Source organism: Agrobacterium sp. Ap1 (genome assembly GCF_017313375.1).
In the GTDB taxonomy this organism is placed as follows: domain Bacteria; phylum Pseudomonadota; class Alphaproteobacteria; order Rhizobiales; family Rhizobiaceae; genus Neorhizobium; species Neorhizobium cellulosilyticum.
The window spans coordinates 532,531-554,339 of record NZ_JAFLMY010000001.1 but is presented as its reverse complement, the minus strand read 5'-3'; the positions used below and the strand labels follow the sequence as shown (position 1 = coordinate 554,339).

22 protein-coding genes are annotated in these 21,809 nt (G+C 59.6%); 9 read left to right on the top strand and 13 right to left on the bottom strand.

Annotated features, from left to right (window positions below; all coding sequences use genetic code 11):
* Positions 1–40: 40 nt before the first annotated feature.
* Positions 41–841: a potassium channel family protein gene (locus JZX87_RS02655; protein ID WP_206823637.1), complete on the bottom strand. Its 801-nt coding sequence runs from the start codon at positions 839–841 to the stop codon at positions 41–43.
* Between the two features lie 180 nt (positions 842–1,021).
* Between JZX87_RS02655 and JZX87_RS02650 the strand changes: the two genes are divergently transcribed.
* Positions 1,022–2,413, top strand: coding sequence for an ethanolamine ammonia-lyase subunit EutB (locus JZX87_RS02650; RefSeq protein WP_206823636.1), 1,392 nt, complete (start codon positions 1,022–1,024; stop codon positions 2,411–2,413).
* Position 2,414: 1 nt separating this feature from the next.
* On the top strand, positions 2,415–3,188 hold the full coding sequence (eutC, locus tag JZX87_RS02645) for an ethanolamine ammonia-lyase subunit EutC (RefSeq protein ID WP_206823634.1): 774 nt from the start codon (positions 2,415–2,417) through the stop codon (positions 3,186–3,188).
* An 8-nt stretch (positions 3,189–3,196) separates the two neighbouring features.
* Here the strand turns inward: eutC and JZX87_RS02640 are convergent, their stop codons facing one another.
* Positions 3,197–4,771, bottom strand: coding sequence for a sensor histidine kinase (locus tag JZX87_RS02640; RefSeq protein WP_206823632.1), 1,575 nt, complete (start codon positions 4,769–4,771; stop codon positions 3,197–3,199).
* Positions 4,772–5,076: 305 nt separating this feature from the next.
* On the opposite strand from JZX87_RS02640, the gene JZX87_RS02635 reads away from it, so the two are divergent.
* The 3 genes from JZX87_RS02635 (at position 5,077) to JZX87_RS02625 (ending at position 7,543) form a co-directional block, all read left to right on the top strand.
* The gene (locus JZX87_RS02635) at positions 5,077–5,262 is read left to right on the top strand and encodes a hypothetical protein (protein ID WP_148143025.1); all 186 of its coding nucleotides are present in this window, start codon (positions 5,077–5,079) and stop codon (positions 5,260–5,262) included.
* A 26-nt stretch (positions 5,263–5,288) separates the two neighbouring features.
* Entirely contained in the window at positions 5,289–5,807 is a 519-nt protein-coding gene (locus JZX87_RS02630; RefSeq protein WP_183820872.1) for a Dps family protein, read from the top strand.
* Positions 5,808–5,896: 89 nt separating this feature from the next.
* The gene (locus JZX87_RS02625; protein WP_206823629.1) at positions 5,897–7,543 is read left to right on the top strand and encodes an FAD-dependent oxidoreductase; all 1,647 of its coding nucleotides are present in this window, start codon (positions 5,897–5,899) and stop codon (positions 7,541–7,543) included.
* A gap of 24 nt (positions 7,544–7,567) precedes the next feature.
* On the opposite strand, the gene JZX87_RS02620 is transcribed toward JZX87_RS02625, so the two are convergent.
* The 3 genes from JZX87_RS02620 to JZX87_RS02610 form a co-directional block, all read right to left on the bottom strand.
* Positions 7,568–7,864: a UBP-type zinc finger domain-containing protein gene (locus tag JZX87_RS02620; RefSeq protein ID WP_183991038.1), complete on the bottom strand. Its 297-nt coding sequence runs from the start codon at positions 7,862–7,864 to the stop codon at positions 7,568–7,570.
* A gap of 19 nt (positions 7,865–7,883) precedes the next feature.
* Entirely contained in the window at positions 7,884–8,252 is a 369-nt protein-coding gene (locus JZX87_RS02615) for a response regulator transcription factor (RefSeq protein WP_206823623.1), read from the bottom strand.
* 204 nt (positions 8,253–8,456) lie between these two features.
* On the bottom strand, positions 8,457–9,074 hold the full coding sequence (locus JZX87_RS02610; RefSeq protein ID WP_148143030.1) for a response regulator transcription factor: 618 nt from the start codon (positions 9,072–9,074) through the stop codon (positions 8,457–8,459).
* A gap of 198 nt (positions 9,075–9,272) precedes the next feature.
* Between JZX87_RS02610 and JZX87_RS02605 the strand changes: the two genes are divergently transcribed.
* Positions 9,273–9,821, top strand: coding sequence for a helix-turn-helix domain-containing protein (locus tag JZX87_RS02605; protein ID WP_206823621.1), 549 nt, complete (start codon positions 9,273–9,275; stop codon positions 9,819–9,821).
* A 249-nt stretch (positions 9,822–10,070) separates the two neighbouring features.
* Positions 10,071–10,469: a response regulator gene (locus JZX87_RS02600; protein ID WP_148143032.1), complete on the top strand. Its 399-nt coding sequence runs from the start codon at positions 10,071–10,073 to the stop codon at positions 10,467–10,469.
* A 6-nt stretch (positions 10,470–10,475) separates the two neighbouring features.
* On the opposite strand, the gene JZX87_RS02595 is transcribed toward JZX87_RS02600, so the two are convergent.
* Both JZX87_RS02595 and JZX87_RS02590 read right to left on the bottom strand, forming a co-directional pair.
* A complete protein-coding gene (locus JZX87_RS02595; RefSeq protein WP_206823619.1) occupies positions 10,476–11,453 on the bottom strand; it encodes an agmatinase in 978 nt (325 codons plus the stop codon).
* Between the two features lie 85 nt (positions 11,454–11,538).
* Entirely contained in the window at positions 11,539–12,921 is a 1,383-nt protein-coding gene (locus tag JZX87_RS02590; RefSeq protein WP_206823617.1) for an aminotransferase family protein, read from the bottom strand.
* A 275-nt stretch (positions 12,922–13,196) separates the two neighbouring features.
* Between JZX87_RS02590 and JZX87_RS02585 the strand changes: the two genes are divergently transcribed.
* Positions 13,197–14,399, top strand: coding sequence for a mandelate racemase/muconate lactonizing enzyme family protein (locus JZX87_RS02585; protein ID WP_206823610.1), 1,203 nt, complete (start codon positions 13,197–13,199; stop codon positions 14,397–14,399).
* Positions 14,400–14,410: 11 nt separating this feature from the next.
* Positions 14,411–15,325: a DMT family transporter gene (locus tag JZX87_RS02580; RefSeq protein WP_286194050.1), complete on the top strand. Its 915-nt coding sequence runs from the start codon at positions 14,411–14,413 to the stop codon at positions 15,323–15,325.
* A gap of 66 nt (positions 15,326–15,391) precedes the next feature.
* On the opposite strand, the gene JZX87_RS02575 is transcribed toward JZX87_RS02580, so the two are convergent.
* The 6 genes from JZX87_RS02575 to JZX87_RS02550 all read right to left on the bottom strand — a co-directional run bounded on the left by JZX87_RS02575 (position 15,392) and on the right by JZX87_RS02550 (position 21,775).
* Entirely contained in the window at positions 15,392–16,399 is a 1,008-nt protein-coding gene (locus tag JZX87_RS02575) for a TRAP transporter substrate-binding protein (RefSeq protein ID WP_148143036.1), read from the bottom strand.
* 51 nt (positions 16,400–16,450) lie between these two features.
* The gene (locus JZX87_RS02570; protein WP_148143037.1) at positions 16,451–17,728 is read right to left on the bottom strand and encodes a TRAP transporter large permease; all 1,278 of its coding nucleotides are present in this window, start codon (positions 17,726–17,728) and stop codon (positions 16,451–16,453) included.
* Between the two features lies 1 nt (position 17,729).
* Positions 17,730–18,263 carry a TRAP transporter small permease gene (locus JZX87_RS02565; protein WP_183820881.1) on the bottom strand — a complete coding sequence of 178 codons (534 nt, stop codon included), beginning with the start codon at positions 18,261–18,263 and terminating at the stop codon, positions 17,730–17,732.
* Positions 18,264–18,282: 19 nt separating this feature from the next.
* A complete protein-coding gene (locus JZX87_RS02560) occupies positions 18,283–19,443 on the bottom strand; it encodes a fumarylacetoacetate hydrolase family protein (protein WP_183820882.1) in 1,161 nt (386 codons plus the stop codon).
* Between the two features lie 148 nt (positions 19,444–19,591).
* A complete protein-coding gene (locus tag JZX87_RS02555; RefSeq protein ID WP_206823601.1) occupies positions 19,592–20,305 on the bottom strand; it encodes a FadR/GntR family transcriptional regulator in 714 nt (237 codons plus the stop codon).
* A gap of 24 nt (positions 20,306–20,329) precedes the next feature.
* Entirely contained in the window at positions 20,330–21,775 is a 1,446-nt protein-coding gene (locus JZX87_RS02550) for an FAD-binding oxidoreductase (protein WP_206823599.1), read from the bottom strand.
* Positions 21,776–21,809: the final 34 nt, after the last annotated feature.

Sequence of the window (21,809 nt, the reverse complement as noted above, 5' to 3'; positions counted from 1 at the left end):
GGATGATCATCACGCCATCGGATCAAACCGCGTCATTCCATCAATCGCCATCGTCAGGAATGTTCAGGAGGTGACCACAGGCCTTGCAATGTACGGCGTCGGTATCGTGTCGCTGCAGCCCGCATTCGGGGCAGGGGAAGCGCACCTTGGGCGGCCGGATGATCGCCTGCGCCAGTCGTACGAACAGCGAGATGCCGATGATCATGGTGAAGACGGAGGTCAGCTTGCCGAGCGTGCCGGGAAGCGTGATGTCGCCGAAGCCGGTGGTGGTGATAGTGGCGACGGTGAAATAGAGTGCGTCGACGAAACCCTCTCCGCTGGGGCGGTCGTAGAAGAAGGTCGTGTAGACGAAGCCCGTCACCACAAAGAGGAAGACGACGAAGTTCAGGCAGGCGCGCGTCACGTCTTCCAGATGCTGGCAACCAAACCGGCGCATGACTTCCTTTAAGAGCGGGCTTCTGCCGATCGCCCAGATGCGCATGACGCGCAGGAAGGCGAAGTTGAAGAGCGTATCGGGAAACAGCAGGGTTGCCAGAATGAAGAGGTCGACCCAGGTCATAGGCATTTTCAGGAAGCGGCCAAAGGATGGGGCGGCAAGCGAACGGGCCGCCAGCTCGAAAGCGACCCAGACGGCGATCATGTAGTCGATAATCAGATATGACGGCCCGTCACGCAGGTATGGGCCGAGAAGGAAGAATGCGAGTATGCAGATGTCGATGAAGGCAAGCAGAGCCTGCCAGCGCAAGGCCCAGGCATCGCGGCCCCTGGCTATGCGGCGGATGGTTTCCCGCAGCGAATTGATATCGAAACGGGATGTGTTCGGGGCGCCGTGAGATTCCATGCGGCGTAGATATTGGACCGCGCTCGCAGGTCAAGCACGTCTCCGTTGCGACAGATCAAGTTTGACCTTGAAAAGCGAAGTGTTTGTCGTGCTTAATCGGTTTGGAAGAGAGTGCTTTGGAGGAAGCGGTATTTTCCAGGGAGGCCGACTGCGCGCGCTTTTTCAATGGGTTGATCCTTCATGGCCTACAAGACGACGATCGAGCAGACTGTTTTTCGCTTCGATGACCTGAAGACGCTCTTGGCGAAGGCGACGCCGGAACGTTCCGGTGACCAGTTGGCAGGCATTGCGGCTGAAGGTCCGGTCGAGCGGCTGGCGGCGCAGATGGCGCTTGCCGATCTGCCGTTGAAGGCGTTTCTCGGCGAGGAACTGATTTCAGCGGATGATGACGAGGTTTCCCGGCTGATCGCGGAGCGGCACGATCCGGCGGCCTTTTCCGCAGTCTCCTCGCTTACCGTCGGAGAATTCCGCGAATGGCTGCTCAAACCCGAGACGACGCATGATCGGCTTGAAGCCGTCACCTGGGGGCTGACGCCGGAAATGGTGGCAGCCGTATCGAAGATCATGCGGCTGCAGGACATGATCGCGGTTTCCGCCAAGCGCCGCGTCGTCACCCGTTTTCGCAACACGATCGGGCTTGCGGGGCGGCTTTCCACCCGTAACCAGCCCAACCATCCGACCGACGACAGCCGCGGCATCATCGCGTCGGCTATCGACGGGCTGCTGATGGGATCGGGCGATGCCGTGATCGGCGTCAATCCGGCGACCGACAGTACCGAGGACTATATCCGTATCGTCTCGTTGCTCGACGAGTTACGCGAGAAGCTGGCGATCCCGACCCAGACTTGCTGTCTCGGTCATGTGACGACTGCGATCCATGCGATCGAACGCGGCGCGCCGGTCGATCTGGTCTTCCAGTCGGTGGCGGGATCGGAAAAGGCCAATCGCGGTTTCGGCGTCGATCTGGCGCTGCTAAAAGAGGCACATGAGGCCGGACGGTCGCTGAACCGCGGCATGCCGGGTGCAAACGTCATGTATTTCGAGACGGGGCAGGGTGCCGCCCTTTCCGCCGACGCGCATTTCGGCGTCGATCAGCAGACGATGGAAGTGCGCGCCTATGCGGTCGCCCGCGAGTTCGATCCGCTGCTCGTCAACACCGTCGTCGGCTTCATCGGTCCGGAATATCTGTTCAACGGCAAGCAGATCATCCGCGCCGGTATCGAAGATCATTTCTGTGGCAAGCTGCTCGGCCTGCCGATGGGCGTCGACGTCTGCTACACCAACCATGCCGATGCCGATCAGGAAGACATGGATACGCTGCTGACGCTTCTCTGCGCGGCCAATGTCAATTTCGTCATCACCGTTCCGGGTGCCGACGATATCATGCTGAACTATCAGTCGCTGTCGCATCACGACGCCGTCTATTGCCGCGAGACCTTGAAGCGGCCGCCTGCACCCGAGTTCGAACAGTGGCTTTCCGAGATCGGTCTGACGGATCGCGATGGTGCTTTGATCGGCGAGCCGGCAGCACTTTCCAACTATGCGCGCCAAAGCGCATTGATCGGAGCCTGACATGGCCAAGGTGATAGAACCCTCCGCTGCCGAAAAGACACTGGATCTCAGGGAGATGACCGATGCGCGTGTCTCGCTCGGTCGCCATGGGGCAGGTCTTCCGACGCAGGCGCAGCTTGCCTTTCTGCTCGATCATGCGCGGGCGCGCGAAGCGGTCTGGACGAGTGTCGACCGGGCCTCGCTCACTGATCGGCTGAACCGCATCGGCTTGTCTGTGATCGGGGTCGACAGCATGGCTCCTGATCGCAGCATCTATGTGCGGCGGCCGGATCTCGGGCGGATGCTCGCGCCGGAATCTGCTGATCGACTGAAACAGGCGGGGACGGGCAAGGGCTACGACGTGGCGATTGTCGTTGCCGACGGCCTGTCGTCCAGCGCGGTCGATCTCAATGCCGTGCCGTTGATCGAGGGGCTGGTGCCGAAGTTGGCGGCCTTGAACCTTTCGGCAGCGCCGATCGTGATGGCAAATCAGGCAAGGGTGGCGCTCGGCGATCCCGCAGGGGAAGCGCTCGGCGCAAAGCTGACGATCGTGCTTGTCGGGGAGCGTCCGGGGCTTTCGGCCGCCGACAGTCTCGGGGCCTATGTCACTTATGGTCCGAAGTCGGGAAACCCGGATTCCGGCCGCAACTGCGTTTCGAATATCCGCGATGGCGGTCTGCCGATCCGTGAAGCCGCCGAGGTCATTGCCGCGCTGGTCAAGGACATGATGAAGACCCGCGTCAGTGGGGTTGCGCTGAAAGCGGCCGTGGCAAAGCTGCCGCCTTCGAGCGTCTAGCGTTTTTGTCAGGCGGTCAGCGGCACCGCTTCTTCCTCATCCGTGGCGAGTGGCAGTCTGACCTCGACGATCGCGCCCTGTCCGTCTGTCCGGTCGCGGATCGAGATCGTGCCGCTATGCGCCATCATGATCGAGCGGCACATGGCAAGACCGAGGCCCATGCCGTTCGGCTTGGTGGTGTTGAACGGCTTGAACAAGGTTTCCGGCGCCATCGAACCCAGGCCTGCGCCGCTATCGGTAAAGCGGATTGCGATGCCTTCATCCGTGAGGCTGCTCTGGATCGTCAGCGTACGCGTGTCCGCCGTCTCCATTGCATGTATGGCGTTGGATATGATGTTGAGGAAAACCTGCTGCAGCAGAACCCGATCCCCACGAACCGTTCCACCTTGAGCCATCAGCGACAGGTTTACCTGCACGCCGTCGGCTACAAGTTCCTTCTGCTTCAGCTGCACCGCATCGGCGATTGCGGCATCGACCGTGACTTCCGCATTTTCCGATTTTGACTTGCCGAGCAGCATCCGTACGCGCTTGACGACCTGGGCAGCATGTTCAGTCGCTGCAACGGCATCCTGCAGGGCGAGCTTCGCCTCATCGATATCCGGTGGTTGCCGATTCAGCCAGCGTGTGCCGGCCTGCACGAAGGTCATGATCGCCGAAAGCGGCTGGTTGACTTCATGGGCAATCGAGGCCGAGATTTCGCCGATCATCGCGGCGCGAGACGCCTGTTCCAGTTCCTGCCGCGACGTTTCCAGCGCTTCCTGGAACTGGTGCCGCTCGGTCATGTCGACGATGCTGGCCTGTATGCGGTCGAGACCGGAACCGTCCTTCGGAAAGCTGAGGGCGACCAGGATAGGGATCAGTCTGCCATCCTGGCTGCGCACGGTGGTTTCCGACTGAAATTCGGTCTGGCCTTCGAAAATGCCGGCGAGGAAATGGGCGAAACCGCCATCGTTGTCAGGAAGAAAATCGTCGAGCGTGCGGAAGAACTCATCCTTGGAGGGAACGCCCATCAGCTTCAGCGCGGTCTGGTTGACGTCGGTGATCCGAACGGCCTTGCGCATTCTGACGACAAAATCGTGATTGTCTGCAAGATACGGGCGTATATCGACGATGCCACGTTGGCGCAGCTTGTCGAGTTCGGCCTTCACGAAGCGGAAATCGTTCTCCCAGATTGCAATGGCCAGCGTCTCGAAAATCGTCCGGTAGCGGTGCTCGCTCTCCTTAAGGGCTGCCTCGTCTCCAACGCGGCGCAAAAGGAGAAGCGTCGTCACGATGTTCGCGGCGAGGCTGAAGAGAAGCCGCAATGTCGCCTGGGATTCGAGATTATGCGCATGTGAAGTTGCGAAGCTGATGAGGGTGAGAATTGCGCAGATTGCGGAAGTCCTGCGAATAGCTTTTTTGCTGCCAAGGTCACCCGCCAGCACGATCACCAGCACGTAGAGCACGGCAACGGCGCTTGCCAGCGTCGTAAACGTGTCTATGGCGAAGATGGCGAGCCCGGAAGCAATACCGAAAGCTACGCGATATCTGTTGCTGGCTGCCACACCCGGCCGGTTCCCGGATCGCCGCATCCAATTCGTCATGTCGCCCTGCAAGACCAGTCCCCTTGATCGACAATTCGTGCCTGATCGCTGTTGCCCCATTCTTGCGACAGACTATCGGAGAATTGCGTGATATGCTTCTCTGAAATAATCCTGAATTGTCCAAAATTACGCAACCGGCTCGTTTGGGTTGCTGTCGAAATGCAGGCTGCACTGCTCGCGCAAATGGATTTGTCCAAGTCGCACGCAGGGCAGGGCGATATTGTCTCACCCGTGGAACACAAACATCGTAACCTCATTTGTCAGAGTGGCGGCGTGGGTGTTCGCAGCAAAATTGGAGGCATGACATGACGAACAAGCGTCAAGACGCGGAAGACGTTCTGCGTGACGGTCTCGAAAGCCTGCCCGAACCTCTCGATCTCGTCGTTGCGAGAGCGCCCGCGGCCCATGTCGAGACCGATGAGGATGTCGACGAGGCGTTGCGCGAGACGTTTCCCGCAAGCGATCCGCCGGCGTCGTTCAGAACCGCGTAATTCAAATCTCAATGAAGGATATGATCATGGAACAGACCGCCAAATCTCGCCGCTCGGCAGATCTCAAGACCCCGACAGGTCTTGGCGCTGAGGCAACCAAGGACATTTCCGGCGGCGCCAATGCGCTGCTCGCCGATGTCTTTGCGCTTTATCTCAAGACCAAGAATTTCCACTGGCATATGTCCGGTGTGCATTTCCGCGATTTCCATCTGATGCTGGACGATCACGGCGACGAGCTGCTGGCGATGACCGACCCGCTGGCCGAACGCGTCCGCAAGATCGGCGGCAACACGCTGCGCTCGATCGGGGATATTTCGCGCAAGCAGCGGATCGAGGACAACGACGCCGATTTCGTCCATCCGCATGAAATGCTGGCGGAATTGCGTGAAGACAATGCTTCCCTCATCGCCAGCATGCGCGAACTGCATGATGTCTGCGACGAGCATAACGATGTCGGCACAGCCAGCCTGCTCGAAAACTGGATCGACGAGTCTGAAAAGCGTGCCTGGTTCCTGTTCGAGATCCTGCGCGACACCAACAAGTAATATGTGCTTCGCCGGCATCCGTATTGCGGATGCCGGCTTTTCGTTGATAAAATCCGCGATTATCGGTGATGTCGTGACGGGAGCTTTGCATGCCTGATCTTCCTGTCGATCCCACCGATCCGTGGATACGCCCGGCCCAGACCTTTCCCGCACTGACAGACGAGATGATCGAACGCATCCGGCCTTACGGGACGGAGGAGCTTGTCGCGGAAGATACATATGTTTTCCGCCGAGGCGATCATTCGATCGATTTCCTTCTGGTTCTGGATGGTGAATTGCAGATGTTCGCTGATGATCCGATCCAGGGCCGGCATCATCTCTACAGCTACAAACGAGGCCAGTTCAGCGGTGAGCAGAACATGTTCACCCATCGCAGCATTCTGCTGTCCGGCCTCTGCCTTGCCGGATCGCGGGTTATCCGGGTCTGCCACGAGAAGTTCCGTGCGCTGATCACCGGAGAGCCGGATATCGGCGAGACGATCATCCGATCCTACATCCTTCGCCGCGCCGGCTTCGTGCGCCACGCGACCGGTGGCGGCATTCTCATCGGCCATAGGGAAAGCGGCGATCTGTTGGGCATCCAGCGATTTCTCATCCGCAATCTCTATCCCGTCACGATCATGGGCGTGAGTGATGTGGATGCGCCTGCTGTGATGCAGAGGTTCGGGATCGGTGCGGATGATCTTCCGGCCCTGATTACGCCGGATCATGGCGTTCTCAAACAACCGACGAATGAGATACTGGCCGACGAACTGGGGCTTTTCGAACCGCCGGAAGACGATGCGCTTTATGACGTCGTGGTGCTTGGCGCGGGACCGGCCGGGCTTGCATCGGCGGTCTATGCCGCCTCGGAAGGGCTGAAGACACTGGTCATCGAAACCATGGCGCCGGGCGGCCAGGCCGGCACGTCGTCGAAGATCGAGAATTATCTCGGGTTCCCGACCGGTATTTCCGGGCTGGCGCTTGCGGGGCGCGCCCATATCCAGGCACAGAAATTTGGCGCACGGCTTTGCGTGTCACGAAGTGCCGCATCACTCGATTGCTCAAACTCGCCTTATGCGGTGGGCCTGAGCGATGGCCGTTCGGTCAGCACGAAGACTGTCGTGGTTGCGACCGGCGCGCGTTATCGCAAGCTCGATATTCCCGATTATGCAAGGTTTGAAGGTCGCGGCATCCAGTATGCGGCAACCGCCATGGAAGGCCAGATCTGCTCCGGTCAGGAAGTCGTCATTGTCGGTGGCGGCAATTCGGCAGGGCAGGCAGCGGTGTTTCTTTCCCGGACCGCGCGTCACGTGCATATGCTGGTGCGCAGCAAGATTTCCGCGACCATGTCCGACTATCTTGTCCAGCGTATCAAGAGCTCGCCGCATATCACCCTTTGCGAGGGATGCGAGATTACCGAGCTTGGCGGAGAACACGGGCTGGAAACCGTGACCTGGATCGATCGCACGAGCGGGGAGACGTTGCGCTGCAATGCCTCCAACCTGTTCGTTATGATCGGTGCGGACCCCAATACCGACTGGCTCGACGGATGCCTGGAACTCGACCGGCAAGGCTTCGTCTGTACCGGCCTTTCCTCCGACGATATGACACGGCATCCCTATGCCGCCAGCAAGCCGGGCATCTTTGCCGTAGGCGATGTGCGGGCCGGATCCGTCAAGCGGGTGGCATCAGCCGTGGGTGAGGGATCGGTTGTCGTCGCCGCGATCCATCTGTACCTCGCAGCGGCTCATTGAACCGCTGCCCTTTCTCTTGAACTTTCACACGTAACGGGGGATCGGGCCGACCTGCGGTGTCTGGTCGGGCAGGTCGACGATCTCTTCGTCGATATAGCACCATCCCCAGCCTTCCGGCGGATCGTAGCCTTCGATGATCGGGTGACGCGTGTGCCTGAAATGGGCTGTCGCATGCTTGCCTTCCGATTGGTCACAGCAGCCCACATGGCCGCATTCGCGGCATAACCTCAGATGAACCCAGGTCATGCCAAGCTCCAGACATTCCTCGCAACCGCGGGTCTTCGGCGTCACTTTTCTGATGAAGTTATGATGCGTGCACATGCGCTGCTTCCTTGAGTGTTCAGGTTGCCGGCTGCGTTGCCTTTTCGATGCAGTCGATGAGAATATCGACCTTGAAAGGTTTTGGCAGGACGCAAGTGTCCTTGCCCAGACTAAGCCGCCCGACCTCTTCGGCAAAGGCGGTGACGAAAATGAACGGAACCTCGCTTCCGCGCGCTGAAAGCGTCTGGAAGAGGTCGATGCCGCTCATGCCGTCCATGTGGACATCGGAGACGATGCAGGAACAGTCGGCTGCTGCGGTGGTGGCGAGGAACGCTTCTGCGGATTCAAAGCTGCGCGCTTCGTAACCGAGTGATCGCAAAAGGCCGCTCATCCCGCGACGGATGTTCTCTTCGTCGTCGATGATGGCAATGATGACAGGCGCTTTCAACGGGTATGAACCAATCTCCGGGAAACCCGGTCTTTCTCTTTCCCTGTAATATGCGCCTCTGAGCCAAGGGTTTAAATTATACGGGGGTTTATTCGGCTCATTCCAAAGCGTGTCGCTATCTTTCGGATATGTTCTAAACGCTCTGATCTTTGCTTCATCGCATTTCTTTGACGCAAAATCGCTTCGCACTTTTGCGCGAAATGCTTAACGGTGCGACAGGCCGAGCAGCTCTGCCATCTTCACAAGATCAGCGAAGGTTTTCGCGCTCATCTTGCGACTTACCTTGCCGCGATGGATCTTCACGGTGATCTCGCTTAGGCCCAGTTCGCCGGCGATCTGCTTATTCATCAGGCCGGCCGTTGCCATGGCCATAATCTGCTGTTCGCGCGGAGAAAGCTGGGTATAGCGGGATTTCAGGTCAGCCTCGGTTTTGCTGGAGCCCAGGAATTCCTGATGCTTCAGCACGGCCGAGGCGACGGAATCGAGAATGTCCTGATCCCGGAACGGCTTGGAAAGAAAGTCTGCGGCTCCAGCCTTCATGGCGCGCACCGTCATCGGGATATCGCCATGTGCGGTAACGAATATGATCGGAACGACGATGCCGCGATCGGTGAGTTTCTGCTGGAAATCCAGTCCGCTGGTGAAGGGAAGCCGGATATCGAGGATCAGGCAGCTGGCCTCGGGAAGGCAATCGTCCTCATAGAGGTCGAGCGCGGTCGCAAATGTCCGCACGCGGTAACCGACGGAGCGAAGCAGAGTGTCGAGTGCCTGCCGGATCAGCGGCTCGTCATCGACAACCAGAATGATTGGGCTTTCCGTCATATCCTCAATTCATTGAAATTGCCGTGATTCAAGCTCTAACCGACCCTACGCGGCAGCTTCCGCCAAGGGCAATCATACCCGAGTATATGAGGCTAAAACCCATGTGTGCGAAAACTGACTGACTGTAGAATATCCGATTGGCGGCGGTCATCTCAATATGGACTGGTGAAAATTCAACAGACCCACAGGAGAGCGCAGATGTCCGCCACCGCAGCTGTTGTCGCCCGTCAGATCAACCCGCTCGATATGAGCACCATCTATGCCGATCTCACAGGCCTATATCCAGAAAATCCCTTTTCCATCGACGCCAAAATCACCGAACGCCAGCCTGCCCAATTGCGGCTTGTGGAACCGGTTGCATCTGTCAGGCCTGAAAAGCAGGGCACGACCGGTGGCCTTGCTCCCTGGCAGGTCAAGAAGGTGAAGCTATATATCGAAGCGCGTATCGGACATGGGATTCCGCTCGATGAACTGGCGCAGCAGGTTCGCCTCAGCACAAGTTATTTTTCCGCGGCATTCAAGGCAACCTTCGGCGTTCCTCCGCACAGCTATGTCGTGTCATGCCGGGTGGAGTATGCCAAGCAGCGTATGTTGACCACCAATGCGCCGCTCTGCGAGATCGCGCTCGATTGCGGACTGGCCGACCAGTCTCATCTATCCCGCGTGTTCCGGCGCGTCACCGGCACCACGCCCAGCGCCTGGCGTCGTTTTTTCTCCCGTCCGGACTGTGCCGTCGCGCTGCAATAGGCGACGGCATGCGTGCCGTGTCGAGGCGCTGCAGGCGGCCCCCTCAGGCCTGCAGCGTCTCGATCTGAAGCGACCGATGATGCAAGGATATCACGGTGGCTTAGCATTTTCGAAGATTGTATCAGAATGGGGAACTACTTGCCCTTGATCGCGTTAGGCGGCCGGACGGGATGGTGACGACGGTGAAGTCGGAGCCTGAAACTGGGATGCGGGCTTCTTGTCTTACCGCCGCATCCGATAGGACGGACCATGGCGGATGACGCATCAATTCAATTGCTTTTGGTCGAAGACGACCATCTTCTGCGGCTCGATGCCGAGGAGTTGTTGATCGAAAACGGCTTCGAGGTTGCGTCCTTCGCTTCCGCAGAAGAGGCAATTGCCGCGCTCGATGCGGATGCCGCCCAGTTTTCCGGCGTTATCACCGATATCCGCCTCGGCAAAGGTGCGAACGGCTGGCAGGTCGGCCGCCATGCGCGGCAGTGTCAGTCGAACATTCCCGTCGTCTATGTGACGGCTGATAGCGCGGCTGAATGGACGTCGCATGGCGTGCCAAACAGCGTGCTGATCCAGAAACCCTTCGTGCCGGCACAGTTGATCTCCGCTATCAGCGGGCTTCTCAACGATGCCGCCATGGCGAATGCGGTGTGATCGGCGCTAGTTGGTGCCGCGACGCTTGCCAATGATTTCGGCCATGACGCAGAGCAATTCGAACATCACGGTTATGCCGAGGAAGGCGGTAGCGCCGCTCGTGTCGAATGGCGGCGAGACCTCCACCATGTCGGCGCCGACGATATTGAGCCCGCGCAAGGCCCGCACGACCTGAAGTGCCTGAAAACTGTTCGGGCCGCCGATCTCCGGTGTGCCGGTTCCGGGTGCAAAGGCCGGATCGATGAAATCGATATCGTAGCTGACATAGGTTTCGCCCGAACCGGCAATTTCCTTGGCCTCAACCATGACGTCCTCGACACCGCGGGCATGAAATTCCTCGATCGGGATGACGCGGATGCCGACCGCATCGGCGAAGTCACGGTCCTCGAAATCATAGGCCGGGCCGCGGATGCCGATCATGCAGACGCGTTTCGGGTCGAGCAATTCTTCCTCGACGGCCCGGCGGAAGGGCGTGCCGTGGGTATATTTGAAGCCGCCGAAATAGGAATGGAAGAGATCGGTGTGGCTGTCGAAATGGATCATGCCGAGCGGCCTGTCGCGACCAAGCGAGCGCAGGATAGGCAATGACGAAAGATGATCGCCGCCGGCGGTCAACGGCATGATGCCGGCTGCTTTCACCCGATCGTAGAAGGCGGTGATGCGCTTCATCGAATCCTCGACATCGGCCGGGTTCGGTCCGACATCGCCCAGATCGGCGCAGTTTGCGAGATCATAAGGCCTGATCCGCGTTGCACCATTCTCGTGCCGGACCATGCTGGAGAGATCGCGCAACTGGCGCGGTGCATGGCGGGGTCCGGGGCGGTTGGTCGTGCCGCCATCCCATGGCACCCCGATCAGGCCGATATCGACCTGGCTCAAACGTTCGTCGTCCAATGCAATATGCGGCAGGCGCATGAAGGTTGCGATACCTGCGAAGCGTGGCAGATCAACACCCGAGATCGGGCGGAATTCGGAATTGGTCATCCAGGTTCCCACGCGGCATTGCCGCTCATATCGTGCGAAATGATGCGGGCCGCGTCTCGAAACTCCGGCCCGCTTTTCGTGGCAGTCAGCCGAATACCTTGGTCAGGGCCTTGTCGATGGCACCGGTGATCTGGTCGATTTCGCTGGCATTAATGATCAGCGGCGGGCTCATGCACAGCGTGTTGTTGAGGCCGGGGACCGAGCGGTTGGTGGCGCCGATTATGACGCCCTGCGCCAGGCAGTCGGCCGTGACGGCCTGGACCATCTTTTCCGGTGCCGGTTCCTTGGTTGCGCGATCCATCACAAGCTCCGCGCCGCAGAACAGGCCGAGGCCACGGACATCGCCGATCACCTGATGGCGGCTCTGCAATTCGCGCAGGTTGTTCATCAGCCGCTCCCCCATTTTCAGCGTGTTTTCGAGCAGGCCTTCGTCCTCGATAATGCGCATGTTTTCAAGCGCTGCGGCCGGTCCGGACGTGCAGCCGCCGAAGGTGGAGATGTCGCGGAAATAGGACATCGGGTCGGTCGGATCGTCCTTGAACATCTCGAAGACCTTTTCGGTCGTCACCGTGCAGGAGATCGCTGCGTAACCCGAGGCGACGCCCTTCGCCATGGTGACGAAATCGGGCTCGATACCGTAGTGCTGGTAACCGAACCATTTTCCGGTGCGGCCCATGCCGCAGACGACTTCGTCGATATGCAGCAGGACATCGTATTTGCGGCAGATTTCCTGCACGCGTTCCCAATAGCCCTTCGGCGGGGTGATGACGCCGCCGCCGGCAGTGACCGGTTCTAGGCACAGAAGACCAACGGTTTCCGGGCCTTCGCGCAGGATGACTTCCTCGATCGCGTTGGCGGCGCGGATGCCGTAATCGTCCACGTCACCCCACTGGCTGCGATATTCGAGGCAGTGTGGCACCTCGACAAAACCTTCCGGCATCGGGCCGTATTGCTCGCGGCGCTCCTTCTGGCCGGCGGCGGCCAGCGTGCCGAGCGTCGTGCCGTGATAATCGCGGTCGCGGTAGAGGATCTTGTACTTGCCGCCATTGTGTTTGCGATGCGCGATCTGGCGCACCATCTTGAACACCTTCTCGTTCGCTTCCGAACCGGAATTCGAATAATAGACGCGGGTCATGCCCGGCATCTTTTCGATCAGTTTTTCGGCAAACAGCGCTGCCGGGACGTTGCCGGCGGCTCCGGCGAAATAGTTGAGTTTTACCAGCTGGTCGCGCACCGCGTCTGCAATCGTCGTGCGGCCGTAACCGACATTGACGGTCCACACCGCACCGGCCACGGCATCGAGATATTCCTTGCCGGTCGCATCCCACACGCGCGTACCCTTGCCCTCGACATAGATTTTCGGATCGACGCTCTCATATTGCTTGTGCTGCGAGAGATGATGCCAGACATGGGCGCGATCGGCCTCGATGACGGCCTGGATGTCGTTCGGACGGGAAGCGACGTTCATGATGTTCCTCTTTCTTGCTTTATGTGTCGTCCAGCCCTTTCCTCGGAGCATGGCGACGTTTGTTGTTGCCCATGAAAGAGCCCTTCTCGCCTCATGTCAAAGGATTTGCGCGGTAATTTTACGAAAGCGGTAGTGGCGTTTGAAAGCGGAGCAGCGGAGGCGTGAAATACGCGGTAATTTTATTAGCGTAGCGTACTTTAGAGGCTACAAACGGCTTTCGATCCCGGCGCAATTCCCTTAAGATTACAGGCTCTTGGGAAATTCTGGGAGGAAACATGAAGATCACCAAGCTGGAGACGGTGCGTGTCGCCGAGCGGAGCAACCTGCTCTGGGTTCTGGTTCACACCGATGAGGGCATTACCGGATTGGGGGAGACCTTTTTCGGGGCCGAAACGGTGGAGAGCTATATCCACGAATATGTCGCCCCGCGTGTCATCGGCCGCGATCCGCTGGCGATCGATCTTCTGGCGCAGGAACTGGTCGGTTATGTCGGCTTCCGTTCGTCGGGTGCCGAAGTGCGCGGCAATTCCGCCTTCGACATCGCGCTGTGGGACATTTTCGGCAAAGTGACCGGCCAGCCGATCGCGCAGCTGCTCGGCGGTTTTTCGCGCAAGGAAATCCGCACCTACAATACCTGCGCGGGCACCGAATATATCAAGAAGGCGACGGGGCAGACGACGGCCAATTACGGGCTTTCGACCGGCAAGGACTATGACGACCTGAACGGCTTCCTGCACCGCGCCGACGAACTGGCGGAATCGCTGCTTTCCGAAGGCATCACGGCGATGAAGATCTGGCCATTCGACCAAGCGGCGGAAAAGACCAAGGGTCAGTATATCTCGTCTGCCGATCTGAAGGCGGCGCTCGAACCCTTCGAGAAGATCCGCAAGGCCGTTGGCGACAAAATCGATATCATGGTCGAGTTCCATTCGATGTGGCAGCTGTTGCCGGCGATGCAGATCGCCAAGGCTTTGAAGCCCTACAACACGTTCTGGCACGAAGACCCGATCAAGATGGACAGCCTGTCCAGCCTGAAACGCTATGCTGAAGTCTCGCCCGCGCCGATCTCGGCGTCCGAGACGCTCGCCACGCGCTGGGGCTTTCGCGATTATCTGGAAACCGGGGCTGCCGGCATCGTCATGCTCGATATTTCCTGGTGTGGCGGGCTTTCGGAATCGCGCAAGATCGCCTCGATGGCGGAAGCCTGGCATCTGCCGGTCGCCCCGCATGATTGCACCGGCCCAGTCGTGCTCTGCGCCTCGACGCATCTGTCGCTCAACGCGCCGAATGCACTGGTGCAGGAAAGCGTGCGCGCCTTCTACAATACTTGGTATCGCGATCTGGTGACGGCGTTGCCTGAGGTGAATAACGGCATGATCACTGTGCCGCCCGGTCCGGGTCTTGGCATGGAGCTCAACCCGGAACTCGACAAGGCCTTCACCGTTAGCCGTCGGTTCTCCGACGCTTCGTCCATCTGAGGAGACCAGCCATGCAAATCTCCTCGACGGCAGCCTTGCGCGGCGCATCTGTGGCCGGTCCCGCGATCATGTTGCTTGGCATGCTGATGTTCGCGCTGAATGACACAATGGGCAAATGGCTGGTCGCCAGCTACGGGCTCGGGCAGGTCGTGCTTCTTCGAAGTCTTGCCGCCCTCGTCATCCTTGTGCCGATGGTCTGGATGGCCGGGTTGCCGGCACTTACCAAAGCCGAGCGACCATGGATGCAGCTTGCCCGCGTGGTCTGCTCGACGGCGGAAGTGTTCTGCTTCTATTACGCCGTGATGTACCTGCCGCTTGCCGACGTGATGACCTATTGGCTGGCAGCGCCGATCTATGTCGCGGCGCTTTCGCCGCTTCTTCTGGGCGATCATGTCGGATGGCGGCGCTGGACGGCGATCGCCATCGGTTTTGTCGGGGTCATCATCACGCTGGAACCGTCTGCTGCGATGTTCACCGCGCCTGCGGTAATCTCGATCATCGGCAGTGCCGCCTTCGCCTTCATGATGATTTCCGGACGCTTTCTGCGCGGAACGCCGGACACAACGCTGGTCTTCTTTCAAGTGATGGGGGCGGGGCTCGCAGGGCTGGCGTTTGCCCTCTTCGACTGGTCGCCGATCCAGTCCGGTTTCGATCTCGGCCTTTTAGGCCTGCTCGGCATCGTAGCGATGGCGGCGCATATGCTGGTCAATCGGGCGCTGAAAATCTCGGATGCGGCAACGGTCGCGCCACTTCAATATACGCTTTTGCTCTGGGCGGTGATCTTCGGCTTTCTGTTCTTCGGCGACGTGCCGCGGTTGACCATGCTTGTCGGTGCAGCCCTCATCGTCGCTTCCGGCCTGTTCATCTTCATCCGCGAACAGATGCTGAAGAAGCGGGACAGCGTGCTTCCGGCTGTGCCCGAATAAAAAGAAGCCCGCACCGGCGGGGTGCGGGCTTCACTCACGACAGCTTTTCCGGGGAGTGTATCCGGATCAGTTGCCGCGGATGGTTTTCAGCTCGGCGAGAATGCCGTCGACAACGTCGGCGCCGATCTGGGCCTTGTGCTTTTCATAAACGATCATGGACTTTTCGCGGATGCGGGTCTGCTCTTCCGGCGAAAGCTGGTTCACTTCGAGACCTGCCGCCTTGATCTTTTCCAGCGACTTCTTGTTCAGGTCGGCGATGACCTGCCGCTCGACATCACGGCCGACGACCGCACATTCGCGCAGCGCTGCCTGTTCTTCCGGCGTGTAGGTGTTGAAAATCGCCTTGGAGAAGAGGAAGAGGAACGGCGTGTAGGCGTGGTTCGTCTCGGTGATGTATTTCTGCACTTCGAAGAACTTCGATGTGTCGATCGTCACATAGGGGTTTTCTTGCGCGTCGATCGCCTTGGTTTCCAGCGCCGAATAGACTTCACCGAAGGCCATCGGAGTGGCGTTGGCGCCGAGGTTCTGGAACGTGTCGAGGAAGATGTTGTTCTGCATGACGCGGACCTTGAGGCCCGAGAAGTCTTCCCACTTGGTTACCGGATGCTGGGAGTTGGACAGGTTGCGGAAACCGTTTTCCCAGTAGGCGAGGTTGACGAGGCCAGCTGCGTCGAGCTTCTGGTTCATCGAGTCGCCGAACTTGCCATCGAGAACCTTGTAGGCTTCTGCAGGGCTCGCAAACAGGAACGGCAGGTCGAACACGCCGAGCGCCGGGATGATGCCGACGAGCGGCGAGGACGAGGTGACGACGGCTTCCTGGACGCCTGAACGCAGCGCCTGAGTTGCCTGAAGGTCACCGCCAAGCGCGCCGCCCCAAAACGCGGTGAGCTTCAGCTTGCCGCCCGACTTCTGGTCAAGGCATTCCTGCATGGCCTTGATACCGTTGCCGACCGGGTGATCGGCATTGATGCCGTTCGAGACGCGGATGTTGCGGCTGTTGAACTCGGCAAATGCCGGAGCCGAACCCGTAATCGCCATCGCCAGTGCGGTTGTTGCGAAAAGAAGTTTCTTCATGGTTAGTCCTCCCAGTTGAACTTTGAATAGAAAAGGTTGTTTGTCAGGCCGTCAATGCAACCATCGTGCAGGTACCATCACGAGATCGGGAAACAGCACGAGCAGGAAGAGCACGATCGTCTGTGCCAGCAGGAACGGCCAAACCCCGGCCGTCACCTTGCCAAGCGGTATCCTCCCGACACCGCTGACAACGTTGAGAACAATCCCGACTGGCGGCGTAATCAGGCCGATCGAGTTGTTGATGATGAATAGCACGCCGAAATAGACCGGATCGATGCCCGCCTGCTTGATGATCGGCATCAGGACAGGGGTCAGGATCAGGATGGTCGGCGTCAGGTCGAGGGCGGTGCCGACGACGAGCACGAGGATCATGATGACGAACATCAGCAGCATCGGCCGGTCGATCAGCGGCTCGATATAGCCGGCGATTTCGGCCGGAATATTGGCAGCGGTAATCAGCCATGCCGATACGAGTGCGGCGCAGACCAAGAACATGATGACCGCGGTGGTCTTGGCTGCCTGCAGGATGACGCGGGGCAGGTCGCTCGGTTTCAGTTCGCGGTAGATCACCATGCCGACAAACATCGCATAGGCCGCAGCCACGACCGCGGCTTCCGTCGGGGTCACCACGCCGGCCTTGATGCCGCCGAGAATGATCACCGGCATGCCGAGCGCCCAGAGTGCGCGCCCCGTCGCGTTGAGGCGTTCCTTGTAGGTGGTCTTGGGCAGCGCCTGCACGTTGTCCTTGCGGGCAACGATGAGCCAGGTGATGACCAGCGACAGGCCCATCAGGATGCCGGGGAAAATACCGGCCATGAAGAGCTGGGTGATCGAGACGTTTGCGGCGACGCCGAAGACGATGAAGGCCATGGATGGCGGGATGACCGGGGCGATGATGCCGCCGGCGGCGATCAGGCCGCCCGAGCGCGGAATGTTGTAGCCGGCCTTCGCCATCATCGGGATGAGGATCGCGGCAAGCGCCGCGGTATCGGCCGCTGCCGAGCCGGAGATCGAGGCCATGATAAGGGCTGCGACGATCGCCACGATGCCGAGGCCGCCGCGGATATGGCCGACGCAGGCGATGGCGAAATCGATGATGCGCTTCGACAGGCCGCCGGAGTTCATCAGCTCGCCGGCGAGAATGAAGAAGGGAATGGCGAGCAGGGTGAAGGTGTCCGCACCCGCGATCATGTTCTGGGCGATGATCTGGCTGTTGAACATGTCCATGTGCCACATGAGCACGACGCCGCAGAACATCAGCGAGAAGGCGACGGGTACACCGATCGCCATGGCTCCAAGCAGGGAGCCGACAAATACGAATAGTGTCATATCAGGTGCGCTCCGCCATCTGCTCGATCGTCAGGTTTTCGCCGGTAAAGGCGGCGATCTCTTCCTCGGTGACGCGGCCGGTCAGGAGGCGGAAAAGGCGGTCCAGTGAAATCAGGATACAGCCAGCGCCGGTAAAGAAGCCGACACCATAGACCCAGCCCATCGAAAGGCCGGTGACGGGAGCCGCCATGCTGGTGTTGATCGGCAACTGGACCCAGGTGCCCCAGAAGAATATGGCGGAACAGCCGATGATCACGAGGTTGCTGAGGATCATGCAGGCGATGCGGCCCTTGCGGCCAAGCATCGCCACCAGGGATTCAACGCCCAGATGGGCGTGTTCGCGAAATGCGACGACGGCGCCGATAAAGGTAAGCCAGACGAAGAAGTAACGCGACAGTTCGTCGGAGACGTTGAGGCCCGAATTGAAGCCGTAGCGCAGCACGACATTGCCGAACACCATCAGGGCCATGCCCGCCAGAAGCAGGATCAGCAGGATCTCAAGGAACTTGTAGAATAGGTCGATAATCTTTTGCATTTGCTCCTCCCTGATGCCCTTACAAAAGACCGCGCTTGGCCAGATTTTTCATCAGCGCGGTTATCCCGAATGTCCATTCGGGGCAGGTGTCGCTGTGCTCCACCCGGTTGACCAGCCGCCCGAGTTTGGGGCTCGAGATCTCGACGATGTCGCCGATCTCGTGGGTGAAGCCGAGGCCCTTGCCGCGGCGATCCTTGACCGGGGCGAACATGGTGCCGAGGAAGAACAGCGCGCCATCAGGATATTGATGGTTGCGGTTCAAAAGCTGTGAGGTCAGATTTTCCGGCGTACGGCTGATCGCCTTCAGCGGGCTGACACCGGTCATCTCGAAACCGTCTTCGCCCTTCACGGACAGGCTGATCTCAGCCGACTTGACGTCGTCGATGGTGAATTTGCCGTCGAACAGGCGGATGAACGGGCCGATCGAGCAGGAGGCGTTGTTATCCTTCGCCTTGCTCAGGAGCAGCGCCGAGCGGCCTTCGAAATCACGCAGGTTGACGTCGTTGCCGAGCGTTGCGCCGATGATCTCACCCTTGGAAGTGATGGCGAGCACGACTTCCGGCTCAGGATTGTTCCAGTCGGATTTCGGATGGATGCCGACATCGGCGCCACAGCCGACGGATGACATGGGCTGGGCCTTGGTGAAGATTTCCGCGTCCGGGCCGATGCCGACTTCGAGATATTGCGACCAGAGGCCCATATCCTGCAGCAGTTTCTTGACTTCGGCAGCCTTTTCCGATCCCGCAACGAGGCCCTTGAGGTTATCGCCGAGAACCGGGGCCAGGCGGCCGCGAATTTCTTGGGCGCGCAGAGGATCGCCTTTGGCCTGTTCCTCTATCACCCGCTCCAGCATGCTGTCTGCGAAGGTGACGCCGGCGGCCTTGATCGCCTGAAGGTCGGCCGGCGCAAGAAGCGTTCCTGCCTTGCCGTTCAGGAAGTCATCGAGGCTTCCAAGATCGGTGAATGATGAGGTTGCGGACAGCCTCGCAACAAGATCCTCAATCTCCAGCAGCGCGGACAGGGTCGGCGCCAGTGAAGAGAGGTCTAGAAGATGTCCGTTCGAGAAAAGTACCGGGCTAGGGCCGGCTGCTGCGCTCGACCATACACGTCCAACCAGAAGCGCATGTCGCGCATCCACCGGCAAGACGATATCCGACGACAGGGCATGCAGATATGCCAAGAAAATCCTCCCATGTTCAGGAAAAGGCCTCCACCTTTCCCGACGTTGTCAGATGTCCGACAACGTTAGAGCCGTTTTAATATGACTTTTGCGTTTTGTCTATAACGGCAGGAGGACGTGGGGGTGGAAAACCAACCCTGACCTGCCGTCAGCTCATTTCCAGCTCAAGGTTCAGGCGCCGGGCAGCGCCATTCAGGTGCCGCTTCATTGCGGTCTTTGCGGCAGCCGGCTCGCCGGTTGCAATCGCATCACGAATGGCGACATGTTCGGCGATGGTCACTTCGACGATTTCCTCCAAAATCGCTGCGGCGCGAGCCGCGTTGATCGCGACATGGGTTCGCTCGGTGATGAAGCCGACGAATTGCTGGAAATATTCATTGTGAGTGGCGGCAGCGACGGCACGATGGAAGGCGAGATCGGCGACGACGCCGTGTTCACCCCATTTTTCCGCGCCGGTTATCTGCGCTAAAATCTCGTCGAGCCTGGCAAGATCCTCGCGTGAATGGTGGAGGGCTGCCAGGCCAGCAGCTTCCGTCTCCAATGCGAAGCGCACCTGGAACAGGTCGCGGAAAGCTTCCTTGTCTTCCGGTGGTCCGGCCTCGATCCGGAGCGACTGGCGCTGCGCGAGTTCGGTCGCGAAGGCACCGACACCCTGGCGGGTTTCGACCAGGCCCTCGTTGCGCAGATGGGCGATCGCCTCGCGTACGACCGAGCGGCTGACGCCAAACGTCTGGGCCAGAAGATGTTCGGTCGGCAGTTTCTGGCCAGGAGCGATGCTGCCATCGGAAATCTCCCGGCCGATTTCAGCGGCGATGCGCGTCGGCAGATGCTCACTTCGTCTGATCTGGGTGAAATCGGCCATGGCGGATGTTGCTCCTTGTGATGGCTAGCGAATATCCGCGCCGAGATCGATTTGGCAATGGGGGTTCAGTAGCAGATCCGGATCGATCGCCTTCTTGATAGCTATCAGAAGGCCGCGCTTGGTGTCGGACAGGCGCTCCTCGAAATCTTCGCGCTTCAGGCGGCCGATGCCGTGCTCGGCGCTGATGCTGCCGTTGTATTTGTCGACCACGACATTGACGACCTTCTTGGCCTTGTAGATTTTTTCGTGGCGTTCCTCGATGGTCGAGCCGTTCGGCGGCAGCACGTTGAGGTGTACGTTGCCGTCGCCGACATGGCCGTAGGACACGCTGATGCAGTCGGGCAGTGCTTGCGCAACCGCCGCTTCGGCATCGACGACGAAAGCGGCAAGCTGCGACAGCGATACCGAGATGTCGGTGCGCATATGGGCGCCACGCTTGGCCTGGCCCTCGTTCATGCCTTCACGGATGAGCCAGAGATTGCGAGCCTGCGCCTGAGATGTGGCGATCGTGCCGTCGACCACCAGTTCGTCGTCCATCACACCCTCGAGAAAACGGTGCATCAGATCGTCGATATCGACGAGGCCGGAGCCGGAAATCTCCATCAGTACGTAGGCGGGATAGTCGCCCGACAACGGGATCGGCAGGTCGGGCATGGCTTCGCGCGCAAGCGTGAAGGCGAGCGGCGGCATGAATTCGAAGGCCGACATCAGGTCGCAGCAATCGCGCCTTGCACGACGGTAGAGCGTGATCGCGTCGTCCAGCGAATTCAGCGCCAGAAGTGCGGTTGCGACATTGTCGGGGTAGGGCGTCAACTTCACCGATACGGCGGTGATGATGCCGAGCGTGCCTTCTGCGCCAATGAAGAGCTGTTTCAGGTCCAGCCCACGATTGTCCTTGCGCAGCGTCGACAGGCCGTCGAAGACGCTGCCATCGGGAAGCACGACTTCGAGGCCGAGAACCAGTTCACGGGTCATGCCGTAGCGCAGCACATTGATGCCGCCGGCATTGGTGGAGACGTTGCCGCCGATGCGGCAGCTGCCCTGGGCGCCGAGTGCGAGCGGGAAGAACATGCCCTTTTCGGCGATGGCATCCTTCAGTTCGGCCAGCACGCATCCGGCGTCGACCACGGCGGAGAAATCGTCGCTGTCGATGTTACGGATTCTGTTCATGCGCTCTAGCGAAAGCACGACCTGACGTTCCGGTTCATCCGGAATGCCGCCGAGAACGAGGCCTGTGTTGCCGCCCTGCGGCACGATCTTCAGGCCGAGATCGCGACATGCCTTGACGGCCGCCTGCACATCCTCAGTCGAGCGGGGGCGGATGACGGCAACAGCAGCGCTGGTCACGTCGCCGTGCCAGTCGCGGCAATATTGCAGCATGTCAGCCGAGTTGGTGAGGACAAGATCTTCGCCAAGAATTGCGCATAGCGAAAGACGCTGCTCGGCGATCGAGCCTGAAAGGTCCGTCATGTAGTCTCTCCTCCCCAGGAGTGCCCGGAAATGT

What these genes read in the sequence shown, in the direction of transcription:
- JZX87_RS02655 (WP_206823637.1), bottom strand. Translation starts at nt 841, where the DNA reads ATGGAATCTCACGGCGCCCCGAACACATCCCGTTTCGATATCAATTCG.
- JZX87_RS02650 (WP_206823636.1), top strand. Translation starts at nt 1,022, where the DNA reads ATGGCCTACAAGACGACGATCGAGCAGACTGTTTTTCGCTTCGATGAC.
- eutC (WP_206823634.1), top strand. Translation starts at nt 2,415, where the DNA reads ATGGCCAAGGTGATAGAACCCTCCGCTGCCGAAAAGACACTGGATCTC.
- JZX87_RS02640 (WP_206823632.1), bottom strand. Translation starts at nt 4,771, where the DNA reads ATGACGAATTGGATGCGGCGATCCGGGAACCGGCCGGGTGTGGCAGCC.
- JZX87_RS02635 (WP_148143025.1), top strand. Translation starts at nt 5,077, where the DNA reads ATGACGAACAAGCGTCAAGACGCGGAAGACGTTCTGCGTGACGGTCTC.
- JZX87_RS02630 (WP_183820872.1), top strand. Translation starts at nt 5,289, where the DNA reads ATGGAACAGACCGCCAAATCTCGCCGCTCGGCAGATCTCAAGACCCCG.
- JZX87_RS02625 (WP_206823629.1), top strand. Translation starts at nt 5,897, where the DNA reads ATGCCTGATCTTCCTGTCGATCCCACCGATCCGTGGATACGCCCGGCC.
- JZX87_RS02620 (WP_183991038.1), bottom strand. Translation starts at nt 7,864, where the DNA reads ATGTGCACGCATCATAACTTCATCAGAAAAGTGACGCCGAAGACCCGC.
- JZX87_RS02610 (WP_148143030.1), bottom strand. Translation starts at nt 9,074, where the DNA reads ATGACGGAAAGCCCAATCATTCTGGTTGTCGATGACGAGCCGCTGATC.
- JZX87_RS02605 (WP_206823621.1), top strand. Translation starts at nt 9,273, where the DNA reads ATGTCCGCCACCGCAGCTGTTGTCGCCCGTCAGATCAACCCGCTCGAT.
- JZX87_RS02600 (WP_148143032.1), top strand. Translation starts at nt 10,071, where the DNA reads ATGGCGGATGACGCATCAATTCAATTGCTTTTGGTCGAAGACGACCAT.
- JZX87_RS02595 (WP_206823619.1), bottom strand. Translation starts at nt 11,453, where the DNA reads ATGACCAATTCCGAATTCCGCCCGATCTCGGGTGTTGATCTGCCACGC.
- JZX87_RS02590 (WP_206823617.1), bottom strand. Translation starts at nt 12,921, where the DNA reads ATGAACGTCGCTTCCCGTCCGAACGACATCCAGGCCGTCATCGAGGCC.
- JZX87_RS02585 (WP_206823610.1), top strand. Translation starts at nt 13,197, where the DNA reads ATGAAGATCACCAAGCTGGAGACGGTGCGTGTCGCCGAGCGGAGCAAC.
- JZX87_RS02580 (WP_286194050.1), top strand. Translation starts at nt 14,411, where the DNA reads ATGCAAATCTCCTCGACGGCAGCCTTGCGCGGCGCATCTGTGGCCGGT.
- JZX87_RS02575 (WP_148143036.1), bottom strand. Translation starts at nt 16,399, where the DNA reads ATGAAGAAACTTCTTTTCGCAACAACCGCACTGGCGATGGCGATTACG.
- JZX87_RS02570 (WP_148143037.1), bottom strand. Translation starts at nt 17,728, where the DNA reads ATGACACTATTCGTATTTGTCGGCTCCCTGCTTGGAGCCATGGCGATC.
- JZX87_RS02565 (WP_183820881.1), bottom strand. Translation starts at nt 18,263, where the DNA reads ATGCAAAAGATTATCGACCTATTCTACAAGTTCCTTGAGATCCTGCTG.
- JZX87_RS02555 (WP_206823601.1), bottom strand. Translation starts at nt 20,305, where the DNA reads ATGGCCGATTTCACCCAGATCAGACGAAGTGAGCATCTGCCGACGCGC.
- JZX87_RS02550 (WP_206823599.1), bottom strand. Translation starts at nt 21,775, where the DNA reads ATGACGGACCTTTCAGGCTCGATCGCCGAGCAGCGTCTTTCGCTATGC.